The following is a 15673-nucleotide window of genomic DNA, read 5'->3' on the forward strand; positions in this document are numbered from 1 at the left end:
ATAGAAAGCCACAAGTTACGCTGTCGCTAAACTTGCGGCAGTATTAACTTTCTAACTCTTAATTTTATACGTCATGTTCATTATCTTCTTACTAATAGGAATAAGCGTAACAGTAGCGGGTTGCTTCTTAGGCGCTTTTCTGTGGGCTGTTCGCTCGGGGCAGTACGACGACGATTACACACCCGCCGTCCGGATGCTTTTCGAAAATGAAACTACCCTGGCGAACGGAAAGCCGGAACCGGGCAAACCAAAAACTGCCTGATTAGAGGCGTGATGCCCTGCTTTTAGCAGGCTAAACTTTGCTGCACCAGCCACCAAAGCCACTGCTCCTGGTTTTCACTGGTTGCCGGCTATACAATCTGCAGACGCAGCAACTGATGACAATCAGCTCCGCAGGTGACTTTCGTCATCTTTTTTAAGGCCCATCTTTTCCAATTTTGTAGCGTCGAATTTTATGAAAACATCAAGCAAATAATAAAAATCAACAAATCGAAACTTTTAAACCTAATGGAGGACACCGCACATGTCAACTAAAGTAGCAGTCGATGAACGCGCTCTCAGGAGCATAGCGCCGCCCAGAGTCGAGGACCAGGATGCGCCGGTGACGTTCTTCTACGACAACAAGATCGTCAGAAACTTTGCCATTGCCTCGGTTTTCTGGGGTATTGCCGGTATGATCATCGGAACGCTGATCGCCTTTCAACTGGCGAACCCGGACCTGAACATGGGCACCCAGTACACCACGTTTGGCCGTATCAGGCCCTTGCACACCAATGCCGTTATTTTCGCGTTTGTGGGCAATGCCATTTTTATGGGCGTTTACTACTCGCTGCAGCGCCTCTGCAAAGCCCGCATGTACAGCGATTTGCTCAGCAAACTCAACTTCTGGGGCTGGCAACTCATAATCGTAGCTGCTCTTATCACGCTTCCCTTAGGTATTACCACTTCTAAAGAATATGCTGAGCTGGAGTGGCCTATCGACATCGCTATCACGCTGGTATGGGTGGTGTTCGGCTGGAATATGTTCGGTACCATTGCCCGTCGTCGCGAAAAGCACATGTACGTAGCTATCTGGTTCTACATTGCCACCTTCCTGACGGTAGCCGTGCTGCACATTGTGAACTCCTACGAAATGCCGGTTAACTTCCTGAAGAGCTACTCGGGTTATGCCGGGGTGCAGGATGCACTGGTACAGTGGTGGTATGGCCACAACGCGGTGGCATTCTTCCTGACTACCCCGTTCCTGGGCCTGATGTATTACTTCCTGCCAAAAGCGGCCAATCGCCCGGTGTACTCTTACCGCCTCTCTATCATCCACTTCTGGTCGCTGATCTTTATTTACATCTGGGCCGGACCGCACCACCTGCTGTATACTGCCCTGCCTGACTGGGCACAGTCGCTGGGGGTTGTGTTCTCCGTCATGCTGATTGCCCCTAGCTGGGGTGGTATGATCAACGGTCTGCTCACGCTGCGCGGCGCCTGGGACAAGGTGCGCGAAGAGCCGGTGCTGAAGTTCATGGTCGTTGCCATCACGGCTTACGGTATGGCTACGTTCGAAGGTCCGATGCTGTCGCTGAAAAACGTAAACGCCATCGCCCACTTCACCGACTGGATTGTAGCACACGTGCACGTAGGTGCCCTGGGCTGGAACGGCTTCCTGACCTTCGCGTTGCTTTACTGGCTGTTCCCGCGCCTGTATAATGTAAAGCTGCACTCTAAAAAACTGGCGAATACACACTTCTGGCTGGGTACGTTGGGTATCCTGTTCTATGCTATCCCGATGTACTGGGCCGGCTTTACCCAGGGCCTGATGTGGAAACAGTTCACAGCAGAAGGTACGCTGCAGTACCCTAACTTTCTGGAGACTGTGCTACAGATCGTGCCGATGTACTACATGCGCGGTATTGGCGGGGTGCTGTACCTGAGCGGGGTGTTCCTGATGGTGTACAACCTGTACAAAACAGCCAAAGCCGGAAGCCTGATTGGCGATGAGCCAGCCGTAGCGCCTGCTATTGTAAAAGAGCAGAGCCACAACGCTGGTCACTGGCACAGCTGGATCGAGAAGCGTCCGACGCAAATGGCGATCTGGGCGACCGTAGCAATCCTGATTGGTGGCCTGGTAGAGTTTATCCCGGCCTTCGTTATCAAATCAAACGTGCCTACTATTGACAGCGTGAAGCCTTACACGGCGCTGGAACTGCAGGGCCGCGACCTGTACATCAAAGAAGGTTGCGTGAACTGCCACACCCAAATGGTTCGTCCGTTCCGTTCCGAAACCGAACGTTACGGCGAGTACTCCAAAGCAGGCGAGTTCGTGTACGACCACAACTTCCTGTGGGGCTCCAAGCGTACCGGTCCGGATTTGCACCGGGTAGGAGGCAAGTACCCGCACTCCTGGCACTACCACCACATGCTCGACCCAACGTCTATGTCGCCAGGCTCTATCATGCCGCCTTACCCTTGGTTGTTTGAGCAGGAAATTGATCTGAACACCACACAGGATAAACTGAAGACGCTGAAAAAGCTGGGTGTGCCTTACGAAGACGAATATATCGCGAATGCGAACCAGGAACTCGTAATGCAGGCCGACCAGATAACAGCCGACCTGGCGAAGGAAGGACTGGAAGTAAAGCCTGAAGCGGAGATCGTAGCCCTGATTGCTTACCTGCAACGCCTGGGTACCGACATCAAGGTAAAAGCAGAAGCAGCGGAATAATATAAATGAACGACAGACAACGGCAGCCAGGCGAAAGTCAACCCTGGTGGCATAGCACGTTGATAATTAACCTGCTGCCACTTGTCTCTTAAAGTCTGAAATTATGTATAAGAATGTTTTGCAAGCCATAGACGGCATAGCGATATACCCACTCATCTCATTTTCCATCTTCTTTTTATTTTTTCTGGGTCTGCTGCTGTATGTCGTGCTGATGGATAAGAAATATGTAGAGACCATGAGCAGCCTGGCCTGCTCTGCAGAAGATGATGCTAACCCTAAAACAGGAGGCAATAACGCATGAAAGCACTACAAATAGTAAAAAGAGGTAGCCTGTCCCTGTTAGCTGCAGGGTTGCTGCTTACGGCAGGAAATCCTGCCCAGGCGCAGGATGCTGTTGCGGGAAAGAAAGTTTTTGAATCAAACTGTGTCGCCTGCCACAGCATCGACGCCAAACTGGTAGGGCCGGCCCTGAAAGATGTACACAAACGCCGCGGCGACGAATGGATTGTGAAGTTCATCAGCAATTCGCAGGAACTGGTAAAAGCCGGTGATAAGGATGCGGTGGCGCTTTACGAGCAGTTCAACAAAATTCCGATGCCAAGCTTTGCCGGCACCCTGTCGGAAGATGACATAAAAAATGTAATTGCTTATATCAAAGAGGCCAGCGATGCTCCCGCCCAGGCAGTAGCTGAGACCCCTGCAACACCGGTTGCCGGAGATCCGGGCACCACGCAGACTGCTGCAACAGATGTTGCTTTTGCAGATCTTCCGCCGGTGTTTCTTTTCACGCTGGCGCTGGCTGCACTGGTGCTGCTGCTCGTTGTAGCTATTATTGTAACGCTGGTGCGCCTGTTCGTTCCGATGATGGGCGACTCGATCTACGACGAAGATTTCCGCGAGTCATGGGCCGGCCGTTTGCTGTTCCTGCTGCGCGGCGACACCTCCGTCGTGACTGGCAAAGCCAAAGACGTTATTCACTCTAACCACGATTTCGACGGCATACAGGAATACGACAACGACCTGCCGCCCTGGTGGAAGTACATGTTCTATGTCTCGATTGTATTCGCAATTGGCTATATGCTGCACTTCCACGTGTTCAATACCGGTGCCCTGATGGCGCAGGAATACGAGCTGGAGATGGAGCAGGCGGCGATACTGGCTGCCAAAAACGCCGAAGATCCGAATGCGGTTACCAACTACGAAGTGCTCACAGCTGCTGCAGCGCTTGAGTCGGGCAAAACCTTGTTCCTGCAGAACTGTGCTGCCTGCCACGGCCAGGAGGCACAGGGTTCCGTTGGTCCGAACCTGACCGACGAGTACTGGCTGCACGGCGGCGACGTGAACGACATCTTCAAGACAGTAAAGTTTGGTGTACCCGCCAAAGGCATGGTGCCCTGGCAAGGGAAGCTGACCAAAGACCAGATCCTGGAAGTGAGCAGCTATATCTTATCCTTACAGGGTTCTAACCCGGCAAACGCCAAAGAACCGCAAGGAGAGAAAATGTAAATTTAAGTTAAGAGTTAAAAGTGAAGAGTTAAAAGTGTTATACAGCAATCAACTCATAACTTTTAACTCTTAACTCTCAACTTAAAATAAGGCAGGATTAATATCCGCACAAATTAAACTGCCATGGCAAGTTCAATTAAAACAGCACCCGACGAGTTTCGCGATCATATCTCGACTGTAGATAAGGAAGGGAAACGGGTCTGGGTGTATCCAAAGAAACCGAAAGGCAAACTTTACAACTACCGAAAGTTGGTGAGTTATGGCCTGCTGGCATTATTATTTGCCGGTCCATTTATTAAAATAAACGGCCTACCGCTGCTCATGCTCAATGTGGTGGAGCGGAAGTTTGTGATCTTCGGCGTGCTGTTCTGGCCGCAGGACTTTTTTATCCTGGTGCTGGCCTTTCTGGCGCTGGTGGTGTTTATCATCCTCTTCACGGTGGTGTACGGGCGCCTGTTCTGTGGCTGGGTTTGTCCACAAACCATATTCCTGGAAATGGTGTTCCGCCGCATCGAGTACCTGATAGAAGGCGACTATACCAAACAGAAGGCGCTGAACAAGATGGAGTGGAATACGGAGAAGATCCTGAAGAAAGGCGCAAAAACCGCTATTTTCCTGATGATATCGTTTCTGATTGCCAACACCTTTTTGGCTTATATTATCGGCATAGATGCGCTGAAGGAAGTTGTGACCGATAATCCTGCCAATCACCTGGTTGGGCTGGGAGCGCTGGTAGCATTTACGGGCGTTTTTTACTGGGTGTTTGCTTATTTCAGGGAGCAGGTTTGCACCATTGTATGCCCCTATGGCCGCCTGCAGGGCGTGATGCTCGACAAGAAAAGCCTGACGGTTGCTTACGACTATGGTCGCGGCGAGCCTCGTGGTAAACTCCGAAAAGGGCAGGAGCGCACCATCGGCGACTGTATCGACTGCAACCAATGTGTGCAGGTTTGTCCGACCGGGATCGACATCCGCAACGGAGCGCAGCAGCTGGAGTGTATCAACTGCACCGCCTGCATCGATGCTTGTAACGACATCATGCGCATGATTGATAAGCCCGAAGGCCTGATCCGCTACGATTCGGAAGAGGCGATTGCCGACGGTAAACAGTGGAAGTTGTTTACGCCCCGCGTGATGGGCTACACCGGTGTACTGGCGCTGTTGTTAGCAGCTTCGTCTACACTTTTGTTACTACGCGACGATGCGGAGGCAACCATCCTGCGCACACCGGGCCAGTTGTACCAGAAAACAGAGCAGGGAACGATAAAGAACCTGTACAACATCTCGGTCATCAACAAAACAAACGAAGAGATGCCGCTTACCCTGAAGCTGCTCTCCGGAGAAGGTTCGGTACAGGTGGTTGGAAGCGAGCTGGTGTTACCAGCCCAGGGAATAACAGAAGGCGTTTTCTTCACCGAGATACCGAAAGACCAGCTGAAAGGCATGAATTCGGAAATCGAGATCGGTGTTTTTCACGGCGATGAACTGATTACGACACAAGACACCAAGTTCCTGGCCCCAGCCAGCCCGTAGGGGTAGGGCTTGCCCCTACCCAAAAGCAGGGAAAAGTTCCGAAAAAGCAGGGCTTGCCCCTACCCAAAAAGCAGGGAAGAGTTCCGAAAAAGCAGGGCTTGCCCCTCACCAATCAAACCAAACCAAAGTCTTACCTGGTAAGACAAACAAGAGCAAATAATTACAACCATGGCAGCTATTAATAACAAGGATAAAAAAACGTTCACCTTCTGGCCTTATGCCATCGTAGCGGCTTTGCTGCTTTTTATGGGCTACATTGCCTATTTCGTGTACAAGGCAATGCGGCAGGATGTAGACCTGGTGAGCAAAGACTACTATGAGCAGGAGATAAAGTACCAGGACCACATCAACACCGTTGACCGCACAAAAGCTGTCGGCGATGTGAAAGTAGAGTACAATGCAGCGGCGCAGACAATCCTGTTGCAACTGCCGGAGAGCTTAAAAGGAGAGAACCTGAGCGGGAAGATAAACCTCTTCCGTCCTTCGGACGATAAGCTCGACCAGGAGTTGCCCCTGCAGCCGGGCCGCGACCTGAGCCAGCTGATAGAGGCGGAAAACCTGGAAAAAGGACTCTGGAAAGTGCGCATCAGTTTCAGTGCCGGCAACGAGAAATATTATACAGAAGAATCCATCCTGATAAAATAGAGCGATGATCTGGGCAGGTTTTTTATTCGGAATTTTAGGAAGTTTTCATTGTGTGGGGATGTGCGGACCCATCGCGATGGCCTTACCATTTGGCGGGAGCAGCGGCTGGCGTTATTACACCGGCCGGCTCCTGTACAATGGGGGGAGAATTACGACCTATGCCACCTTGGGCGCTCTTGCAGGCGCTTTCGGGCAGTCGCTGGAAATGGCTGGCCTGCAGCAGGTGGTATCTATTGTGTCGGGGGTGATGATACTTCTACTATTGGTTTTACCAGCTGCTCTTAAAGGGAAAGCTTCCAATGTATTGGGCACAGAAAAAGCTGTTGCCTGGGTGCGCCGCAGGTTAGGGTACTATTTCCAGAAAAACTCGCTGGGCTCGCTGTTCATGGTGGGCCTGCTGAACGGGTTGCTGCCCTGTGGCTTTGTATACATTGCCCTGGCAGGCGCGATCAGTGCTCCGGGTGTAGGAGGGGCCATGCTGTACATGCTGCTGTTCGGGCTGGGTACATTTCCGCTCATGTACCTGGTTTCTTTATCGGGCAAGCTGGTGAGCCTGAAGCTGCGAAGCACATTTAACCGGCTGGTGCCGTATGTAGGCATGTGCCTGGCGGTGCTCTTCATCGTTCGTGGCCTTGGCCTGGGCATCCCGTATATCAGCCCGAAAGTGGTGCAAACCGAAACCCATACAACTGAAATGAGCTGCTGCACCAAACCAAAATAGCCGCTCCAATCCCGCTTTTCCTGTTTTTCCCGGTCTGCAGCCCGTAAAAGCGTTTTGCTGCAGGTGCCACCACTGCCTCTGCTCCTTTGTCTGAACTGTAATTTGTATGATTTTAATGATTCAACTGATTTAAAATGATGGAAAGCTATAAAAAGCTCCTCCCATCCACATGCATCACCACACATTTTCAATCCTGCAAATCAATCATATCACCTAAATCAAAGGTCAGAAATAGTACTGCAGCTGCCTCCACAGCCACTGCTGCTGTTTTCAAGAGCTGGATTGACTGTTGGCGTAAGTTAAAACAGTAAGCCTTTCTGCAGCTGCCATTTCTTTAGACTGGATTCAAATTACTACCTCAGGCTGTGCACTTCCTGCAGCAATGACATTTGTCATTTTTAAACCTGTATTATCTCAGTAACTAGCGCATTAAAACCGAGTACTGAAAAAGAAAAGAAAGAAACATGAGCAAAGCAAAAACAATTAACAGGATACTGGTCCCGCTGGAGTTAAACAGTACCGGGGAAAGTTTACTGACCTATGCCGGACACCTGGCGTTGGCTTGTGGGGCGGAACTGCTGCTGTTTCATGCCTGCAAATCAGCCGACCTGACCCATACCCAGCAAAGCCGCTGCATCCAGACTCTCCGTACCTTTGGCGAGCATGTGCTTAGGCGGGTGCAGAAGCCTGGTGGGGCAGCCGTTCCCTTCGATTGTGTGGTGCGCCCGGGTAAAATCAGCGACAGCATCGAACGTGTGGCAGAAACATACGCTTCTGACCTGGTGGTGATGGAAGCCTATCCCTTGCCGGGAGAGGAGCACCGGGAGGGGCAGGAGAACCATGCCGCGGCTATCATGGAACTGGTTTCCTGCCCGGTGCTGGCCGTACCGGCTACTGCGCAGTTCATAAAGCCGGAACACCTGGTGTTTGCCACCGACTTTACCGACCAGGACAAACTGGTGCTGCAGCAGCTTACCGGTTTTGCAAAACAGCTGAACGCGAAACTGACCCTGGTGCATCTCTATCCCAAAGAAGACAGGCCACAGCTTTGCAACATCAAAACAGCCATGCTGGCCCTGGAAAAGCAGCTCCAGGACACAAATGTCGATTTTAAACTGCTTGAGGAAGAGGACCTGCCGGAGGGTATCAGCGATTTTGCAGAAGCCGTTTCCGCCGATATGCTGGTGCTCGGCACACAGGACAATTACCTGGTCACGCGCCTGTTCAGCAACAACTACATCAAAACGCTGGCTTACCACACCCGCATCCCGTTGCTGGCTTACAGGCAAAATAAACTGAAACCTTGTTCGGGTTGCTGTGCTAACTGCGCCGGCAAACACCGGGAGCAGCAGCAGTTGCAGCAGCTGGAAATCAATAAGTTAAACAGCTGATTTTTTTTCAGGCACATAATCGCACCTTTCCAGCCTCATCAGTTCTTACTGGTGGGGCTTTTTTAATTGCAAACAACTTGGCAGCATTTTAAGTTAAAGGGAAAAGAAACGGGCTCTACCCCCCTGAAGTGACTGCTAACGCGCTTGTATGAAAAAACTGAAAAGCCATCTAAAATTCGCTTATCAATTTATAGTCAGCAGCATTGGCTTTTATCCGACGCTGATCTCGGTGCTGTTTTTTCTGCTGGCGTTGGTCATCATTTATTTCGAGACCATTGGGCTGAGCGAGGTTTTTAAGGAAATCCTTCCTTTTTTCATCATCACCAATGGTTCTACAGCCCGCCTGGTGCTTAGCTCCATTACAACCGGCGTCATCTCGTTAATGGTTTTCAGTTTTACCATGGTGATGCTGGTGCTCAACCAGGCGAGCAGCAACTTTTCGCCCCGCGTCATTCCCGGACTGATAACCTATAAGTCGAACCAGAAAATTCTGGGGCTTTACCTGGGCACGCTCATCTATACGCTGGTGGTGATGGTGAACATCCGGTCCGAGTTTTACAGTGAGGAGCTTCCCGGCTTTGCCATTTTCCTGGCCATGTGCTTTACCATTTTCTGCCTTGGCTTTTTTGTGTATTTCATTCATTCCATCTCCCAGACCATCCAGATCGACAATATCCTGGAAACTATTTACAAAGCTACCCGCCACGGGCTGCTGAAGGAGGAGGAAAAGAAACTGGATGGCTTTCCGGAGGAATTTAATACGGCAGCCTGGGAAAAAGTGCTTAGCCCCCGTACCGGCTATTTGCAGAGTATTGATAATGTGCAGGTTGTAAGTCTGTGCAAAAAGTACGATGTGCTGCTGGAGTTTATACAGCCGCTGGGCAATTTTGTGATACAGGATACGCCCTTTCTGCGGGTTAGCAAGCCCCTGCCCGATATGGAAAAGTTTTGTAATGAGTTGCTGGAGCATGTCAACTTTTACAAAGCAGAGATGATTAACACCAATTATCTTTATGGTTTTAAACAAATAACGGAAAGTGCCATAAAAGCCCTCAGCCCCAGTATCAACGATCCCGGAACAGCTGTGCGCGCCATCGACTACCTGACAGATCTGCTGGTGATCCGGATGCGGCTGATCGACGAGGAGATCCTGTTTGACAAAGAAAAGCAAGCCCGCGTACGGCTGGTAAGGGAGAATTTTGACGAGTTGTGCGCGCTGTGTTTAAGCCCGATCCGACTTTATGGCAAATCTGATATGATTATTGTGTTACGCTTGCTTTACCTGCTCCGGAACCTGCTCCTTAAAGTAGAAGCCTACCCGGACCGCAAGCCCGTCGTGTACAACCAACTGCTCCTGTTACTGCACGATGCCGACAGCCAGGTGCATAACCCCGGCGACCGTGAAAAGCTGAACGAACAGATTGTGACCCTCAATGAACTGAACGTGTTGTCGTACCATTTGCCCTTGTTAACCCTGGAAAAGCGTTGAGTTGATTTAAAAAGCTATTTTTACAGCTCGCTTCACCAATTATTCCATCATTATGTTGTGGCAGGCAATTAACGGAGGCACCATCCGCGAAAATTTAGGCATAAAAGTACCAGGGAGTAAAAAAACAGAATCAGCAACTGTCTGCCCAGCAAATTAAAACGCGACTCGGTGCAGGTGGTATCAACTTTTTAAATAAATTGATGTGACGAAACACCCGCAGAAATTGACCAAAAGGTGGTGCATCAGAAGCAGGACAGCATCGGAACCAGCATGGATAAACTAAGAAGAAAGCTTTACACGGTAATTTTTGAAGCAGAGACACCGGCAGGGAGGGCGTTCGATGTCGTATTGCTTATCCTGATTTTTGTTAGTGTGCTCACGGTGGTGCTGGAAAGCGTGGTATCGCTGCGGCGGAATTTTTATGACCAGTTTATTTTTATAGAGTGGGTTTTTACCATTTTGTTTACCATCGAATACCTGCTCCGGATTTACAGCTCCCCCCGCCCCGTGAAATATATATTCTCCTTTTTCGGGCTTGTAGACCTGCTGGCCATTTTGCCTACCTACATGAGCATCTTTATTTTAGGCTCGCAATATTTCCTGGTGGTCAGGGCTTTGCGCTTGCTCCGGGTAGCCCGTATTCTCAAACTGACCACCTTTATAGACGAAGGGCAGGTGCTGTCGAATGCCTTACGGGCCAGTTTTCATAAGATAGTTGTTTTTATGGGCACCGTGCTGACGCTGGTGGTCATTGTCGGGTCGGTGATGTATGTGATTGAGGGGGCCGCCAGCGGTTTTACCAGCATCCCGACCAGCATTTACTGGGCCATTGTCACCATCACGACGGTTGGGTACGGCGATATTTCGCCAGCTACGCCGGTGGGGCAGTTCCTGGCCAGTTTCCTGATGATTACAGGCTATGGCATTATTGCGGTGCCTACCGGTATTGTTACCGTAGAACTGTCGCAGGCAGACAGGCGCAGGATCACTACACGCGTCTGCCCCAACTGCCAGAAAGAAGGGCATGCCCTGGATGCCAACTATTGCAGCAACTGCGGCTTCCCCTTAAACAAAAGCCCCGAAGCAGCGATTCAAAGCTGAAATACCCGGTTTTTTTATCTGCTGCACCTGCCACCACAGCCACTGCTGCTTTGTCTGAACAGGATGATACAGATTCCAATAGTCCACCGATTTTATTATGCAGGCATTAGCACATTAAAAATTAGCACATTAAATGCTACTGCTCCTGCCACCACAGCCACTGCTCCATCTTGTTTAGCTCGGATAGCGCTGGGGAAGGAGTAGCAGATTTAGCAGGCAGTTTCCTCTTTCAGCTTCTCAATTACCTGCCCGATCACTTCGGAAAGGTACTCTATATTGGTTTTTACGAGCGGCAGGTTCTCCCCCGATTTTGCTCCTGCTTCTATTTCCCGGACAACATCTTTTAAACGGGCGATACGCATGGTGTCAATGGTTGACTTCAGCTTGTGAGCTGCGGCACTCACGCCGGGCCAGTCGGCTGCCGAGCTTTTTTGCTGCAGATCGGACACGGTGGCCGGTACAGTAGCGATAAAAAGCTCTTTCGTTTTTTTGATAAAGGCATCGTTGCCACGCGACATCTTGTGCAGCAGCGTTAAATCATACAGGGGCTCGGGTGTTTCTGCAGCTGTATTTTCTTTTTTTAAGTTCATTTCACGTAGTTCTGGGGTTGGGTTTTTTACTTTATGCGGAAGCTGGGTAACAATTTTATTATAGAGCGATGCTTCATCAAATGGTTTGGAAACATAATCGTTCATACCGGCATGCAGGTATTTCTCGGCATCGCCTTTAAAGGCATTGGCTGTCAGGGCGATTATGGGGGTGCCGGCTTTGTCTTTGTTTTCTAAGGCACGAATTTGTAAAGTAGCATCCAGGCCACTCAGCATGGGCATCTGTATATCCATCAGGATAATATCAAAATGCTGCTCAAGAACTTTATCTACGGCTTCTTTGCCGTTGTGGGCAATTTCCACCTCAAAATTCCAGCCCTCCAGGATGGATTTGGCCAGGAAAATATTCACTTCGTTGTCTTCTGCCAGAAGCACGCGAACATGTTTGAGCATCCCGAAGTCCGTTTCTTCTTTCAGGTTATGGGGCTGAAATGCTTCGTTACATTTCGGATAAGTTAACTCAAACTTAAAGGTACTGCCTGCATTTTCTTTACTTTCTACCCATAAATTGCCACCATGCATTTCCACGAGGCTTTTGCAGATGCTCAGGCCCAGGCCGGTACCGCCATACTTGCGGGTGGTATTGGAATAAGCCTGTGTAAAGCCCTCGAAAACTTTTTTCAGTTTATTTTCAGGAATGCCAATGCCGGTATCGCTCACCGAAAATTCCAGCGTAATTTCATCCTCGGTTTCGCTCACTATCCTGTTGGAAATTTTTACACTCCCTTCTTCGGTAAATTTAATGGCGTTGCCAATCAGGTTCAGCAGTACCTGGTTAAGCCGGTAAGGGTCGCCCAGCACCATGGGCTGCTTCAGCTCCGCAGGGTTTACCAGGTAGTTTATTTCCTTTTCTTCGGCCTTGTAAAAGAAGGTCTGGTAAGCCGCCTGCAGTGTTTCGGTTACATTAAACGGGATAACCTCCAGCTCAATTTTACCGGATTCTATTTTGGTAATGTCGAGGATGTCGTTGATGACGATGAGCAGGTTGTCGGACGACTGCCGTATTATTTTCACCAGGTTCTGCTGCGTCTCGTCCAGGTTGGTTTTACTCAGCAAATTCGTCATGCCGGAGATTCCGTTCATTGGGGTTCTGATCTCGTGGCTCATGTTGGCCAGGAAGTTCTCTTTTACCCTGGCCGACTCTTCGGCTGCCTCTTTTGCTTTTTTCAGGGCACGTTCGGCCAGCATCCGGTCTGTTATATCCTGTGCAAAACAGATAATATATACCTGCTCGCCATGCTCCTGAACTTTATAATTGTGGTAGAACAGGTATTTAAGCTTCCCGCCGCTGGTCAGCACAGAGAAAATGCCATCCACAACCTCTTTCTGCCGGAGCAGCTCCAGGTAGGATGTGAAATTTTCCTGGTGTTTGGGAGGGATAAGGGCTTTCAGGTTAGTGCCTTTCAGCTTTTCTTCGCTATATCCCAGGTTCGCAACAGCATATGGATTAACCGAAATCAGGTTCCCCTCCATGTCGTGGGTGATGACAAAGGCCTGGCTGTAGTTAATAAGGTCACGGTATTTTTTCTCGCTTTTCTCCAGTCGCTTTTTTGCCAGGATCTGGTCTGTCACATTCGTGGAAATGCCCAGCACATGAACTTCGCCATTCGGGGTAATGAGTGGTTTTTTTACCGTATCGAGCCAAAGGATCTCGCCCTTGTAGGTCGTAAACTGCTCCTGTACCCTTATCTCGCGCAGGTCATTCCGGACGAGGTCATCAACTTCCTGGTAAAATTCTTTTTCTTCTGCTACCGGGTGGATAGTTGCTAACGGAAGCCCTGTCAGTTCCTGCTGTGTTTTGTTGTAGAGGCTGGCAAAGCCCTGGTTAACCAGAATCAATTTACCGCAGCCGTCTTTTACAAAAATCAGGTTCGGGCTGGTATCCAGCACCTGCCGGATAAACTCTGTCTTTTCTTTAACTTCTTCTGTTGCTTTTCGCTCTTCCGTATTGTCCCGGATAATAGCCATAACTGCCGTTTCGCTGTATTTCAGGAAACGCCCTTCATAGTAATGAGTGCCGTCGGGCAGATCGAGCGAATAAACTGTTTTTTCGAGTTGGCCGGTGCGCAGTACCTTTTTAAGGAGCGAGAACAAAAGCTGGGAAACACTTTCGGGCAAAATGTCGCGCAAATTGCTGCCTATTACCTGGTCAACAGGAACAAAAAGATGTTCCTGCCCTACATTCTTCATGTCCAGGTAAGTGCCGTCCTCGTCGATGATAAAAATCAGGTCAGGAATAGCGGCCAGAATGGCCTTGTTTTTAGCTTCGCTTTGTATTATTTCTTCCTGGGCCTTTTTCAGCTCGGTAACACTAATGCCATTAATAATAACCAGTTCTACTTCTCCATTCTGGTCCAGCACAGGGTTTAGCCTACGGATAAAATAGGCGGTTTCTTTACCGGGGCGAATAATTTCTTCCTCAAATTCTATCTTTTTTTTCTCCCGTATAACACGATTCAGTTGGGCTTCCCGGATTGCGGTTCGTTCTGCTGGTACATTTCTAAAAGCAGAATACTCCAGGTTGGTTTTCCCGATAATCCACTTTCTGACTTCCGGATCACCTACCGCTGCCGGGTTAACAAAGAGAAACTGTAAATCCTTATTATGAGCAGCAATATCGGAGGGTACATTATTTAAAATGGATTCGTAGAAGTCTTTTTGCTTGGCAAGTTCCCGGCTTTTCTCACGCAGCTTTGTTACATCTTCGGCAGAACCTATAACGAGCTTCACCTGGCCGTTCTCCTTACGCTTGAGTACACTCTCGCGGCAGAACAGGCTTTTGGTGCTACCATCCTTGGCATATACCTGGTATTCTACCTCCACTACCTCCGTATCCCTGGCTTCGGTTATGGCAAAGGCATGGTAATACATCTGTTTTAAGCCTTCTGCTCCAACCAGCGTAGAAAAAACACTGCCATCCATGGCCTGGATGTCCTGCTCGTTATAGCCTAGCACCGTGTTGATGTGCTGGTTCACATAAATACAGCGGTCTTCTTCCAGGTCGTAAACATACAGGATGTTCGGAACCGTGCGCGTGATGCTTTCTATAAAGTTCTGACTGTCGGCCAGGGCCATTTCTGCCTTCCGGCGGTCTGTGATGTCGGTAAAATACATGTTCACATACCCTTTTTCGGGGATAGGCACAGAAAAGAGCAGGAAGTATTTATTTTGGATATAGGTTTCGGTACTGCAGGGAGCATCGCTGACGATAGACCTGGAAATTTTGGAGAGCAGCAGTCTTTTCAGGCTAGCCTGCCTGTAAGCCGGAAAGCTTTGCCACAACTCCCGGCCTGCAGAGTTGATAAAAAGAATATCGCCCCCGAAGCTGATCCGGATAACCGGGTTCGGGTTTTCTTTCTGAAAATCAATATATGTTTCCAGCGACTCCTGTGCACTACTTGTTGCAGGCAGTTGCCTGTAGATGAAGGTAGTACCTGCTGTACTGCAAAGGCTGAAAGGAGGGAAGGTTTCCCGCTCTACTGTTTTGCCCTCCGGCAGGTGTATGATTTCGGATTGATAGTTAACGGAGGGGATATTGGCCAGCAGGTACTGCCGCTGCCCGGTAAAACCGGCAAAATGTCCCAATTCCCGGACAGAAGCTCCGATCAAAGCGGAGGCCTCCTCGTTCAGGTTGAACAGCTGGCAGAATGGCTCGTTCAGGTAAAGTATCTGCCCGGCATCGTTTACCGAAATAACGGCATAAGGCAGGTTCGCAAAAACAGAAGAAAATGAATGCGTATGTTGCTGCTGTTCTGGTAAATTCCCGCCGCTACCGGCAGCAGACTTAACCTGTAAGCCGGTTTGCAAGGCACGGGCCTGTAACAAGGCAAAAGCTTCAGCACTTTTTCGGGCTTCCCGTTCCTGTTCAAGTGCCTGGCGCAGTAACTCTACCTCTTGTAATAATTCCATGGTGGGAATTTCGTTCCGAAATTTGGAATACTCTAAACAGCTATTATCCATAAA

General features: G+C 49.6%; 11 protein-coding genes. 10 read left to right on the forward strand and 1 reads right to left on the reverse strand.

From position 1 onward, the window contains the following. Window positions 1–73 precede the first annotated feature (73 nt). From ccoS to DCW36_RS12250, 10 genes are all read left to right on the forward strand, one after another. Window positions 74–262, forward strand: coding sequence for a cbb3-type cytochrome oxidase assembly protein CcoS (gene ccoS, locus DCW36_RS12205; RefSeq protein WP_114781572.1), 189 nt, complete (start codon window positions 74–76; stop codon window positions 260–262). Between the two features lie 261 nt (window positions 263–523). Continuing rightward, complete coding sequence (gene ccoN, locus DCW36_RS12210; RefSeq protein WP_240676158.1) at window positions 524–2716, forward strand: cytochrome-c oxidase, cbb3-type subunit I; 2193 nt, start codon at window positions 524–526, stop codon at window positions 2714–2716. A gap of 103 nt (window positions 2717–2819) precedes the next feature. Beyond that, the gene (locus DCW36_RS12215; protein WP_114781574.1) at window positions 2820–3017 is read left to right on the forward strand and encodes a hypothetical protein; all 198 of its coding nucleotides are present in this window, start codon (window positions 2820–2822) and stop codon (window positions 3015–3017) included. Continuing rightward, complete coding sequence (locus DCW36_RS12220; RefSeq protein ID WP_114781575.1) at window positions 3014–4222, forward strand: c-type cytochrome; 1209 nt, start codon at window positions 3014–3016, stop codon at window positions 4220–4222. Before DCW36_RS12215 ends, DCW36_RS12220 begins: the two co-directional genes overlap by 4 nt. Before the next feature lie 123 nt (window positions 4223–4345). Next, window positions 4346–5755, forward strand: a complete 1410-nt coding sequence (gene ccoG, locus DCW36_RS12225; RefSeq protein ID WP_114781576.1) for a cytochrome c oxidase accessory protein CcoG — start codon at window positions 4346–4348, stop codon at window positions 5753–5755. Between the two features lie 168 nt (window positions 5756–5923). After that, window positions 5924–6400 (forward strand): FixH family protein, encoded by a 477-nt coding sequence (locus DCW36_RS12230; protein ID WP_114781577.1) that lies wholly within the window; start codon window positions 5924–5926, stop codon window positions 6398–6400. A gap of 4 nt (window positions 6401–6404) precedes the next feature. Beyond that, complete coding sequence (locus DCW36_RS12235) at window positions 6405–7121, forward strand: sulfite exporter TauE/SafE family protein (RefSeq protein WP_114781578.1); 717 nt, start codon at window positions 6405–6407, stop codon at window positions 7119–7121. A gap of 464 nt (window positions 7122–7585) precedes the next feature. After that, on the forward strand, window positions 7586–8512 hold the full coding sequence (locus DCW36_RS12240; RefSeq protein WP_114781579.1) for a universal stress protein: 927 nt from the start codon (window positions 7586–7588) through the stop codon (window positions 8510–8512). Between the two features lie 148 nt (window positions 8513–8660). Next, a complete protein-coding gene (locus DCW36_RS12245; protein WP_114781580.1) occupies window positions 8661–10001 on the forward strand; it encodes a DUF2254 domain-containing protein in 1341 nt (446 codons plus the stop codon). A 270-nt stretch (window positions 10002–10271) separates the two neighbouring features. Then, window positions 10272–11102: an ion transporter gene (locus tag DCW36_RS12250; RefSeq protein WP_114781627.1), complete on the forward strand. Its 831-nt coding sequence runs from the start codon at window positions 10272–10274 to the stop codon at window positions 11100–11102. Window positions 11103–11311: 209 nt separating this feature from the next. Here DCW36_RS12250 and DCW36_RS12255 read toward each other — a convergent pair whose 3' ends face one another. Then, entirely contained in the window at window positions 11312–15619 is a 4308-nt protein-coding gene (locus tag DCW36_RS12255; RefSeq protein ID WP_164891116.1) for a PAS domain S-box protein, read from the reverse strand. Window positions 15620–15673 lie beyond the last annotated feature (54 nt).

The organism is Botryobacter ruber, assembly GCF_003347595.2.
GTDB lineage: Bacteria > Bacteroidota > Bacteroidia > Cytophagales > Hymenobacteraceae > Pontibacter > Pontibacter ruber_A.

Coding starts and splice junctions, on each gene's coding strand:
- ccoS (WP_114781572.1), top strand. CDS start 74: ATGTTCATTATCTTCTTACTAATAGGAATAAGCGTAACAGTAGCGGGT.
- DCW36_RS12255 (WP_164891116.1), bottom strand. CDS start 15,619: ATGGAATTATTACAAGAGGTAGAGTTACTGCGCCAGGCACTTGAACAG.
- DCW36_RS12240 (WP_114781579.1), top strand. CDS start 7,586: ATGAGCAAAGCAAAAACAATTAACAGGATACTGGTCCCGCTGGAGTTA.
- DCW36_RS12215 (WP_114781574.1), top strand. CDS start 2,820: ATGTATAAGAATGTTTTGCAAGCCATAGACGGCATAGCGATATACCCA.
- DCW36_RS12245 (WP_114781580.1), top strand. CDS start 8,661: ATGAAAAAACTGAAAAGCCATCTAAAATTCGCTTATCAATTTATAGTC.
- DCW36_RS12235 (WP_114781578.1), top strand. CDS start 6,405: ATGATCTGGGCAGGTTTTTTATTCGGAATTTTAGGAAGTTTTCATTGT.
- DCW36_RS12220 (WP_114781575.1), top strand. CDS start 3,014: ATGAAAGCACTACAAATAGTAAAAAGAGGTAGCCTGTCCCTGTTAGCT.
- ccoG (WP_114781576.1), top strand. CDS start 4,346: ATGGCAAGTTCAATTAAAACAGCACCCGACGAGTTTCGCGATCATATC.
- DCW36_RS12230 (WP_114781577.1), top strand. CDS start 5,924: ATGGCAGCTATTAATAACAAGGATAAAAAAACGTTCACCTTCTGGCCT.
- DCW36_RS12250 (WP_114781627.1), top strand. CDS start 10,272: ATGGATAAACTAAGAAGAAAGCTTTACACGGTAATTTTTGAAGCAGAG.
- ccoN (WP_240676158.1), top strand. CDS start 524: ATGTCAACTAAAGTAGCAGTCGATGAACGCGCTCTCAGGAGCATAGCG.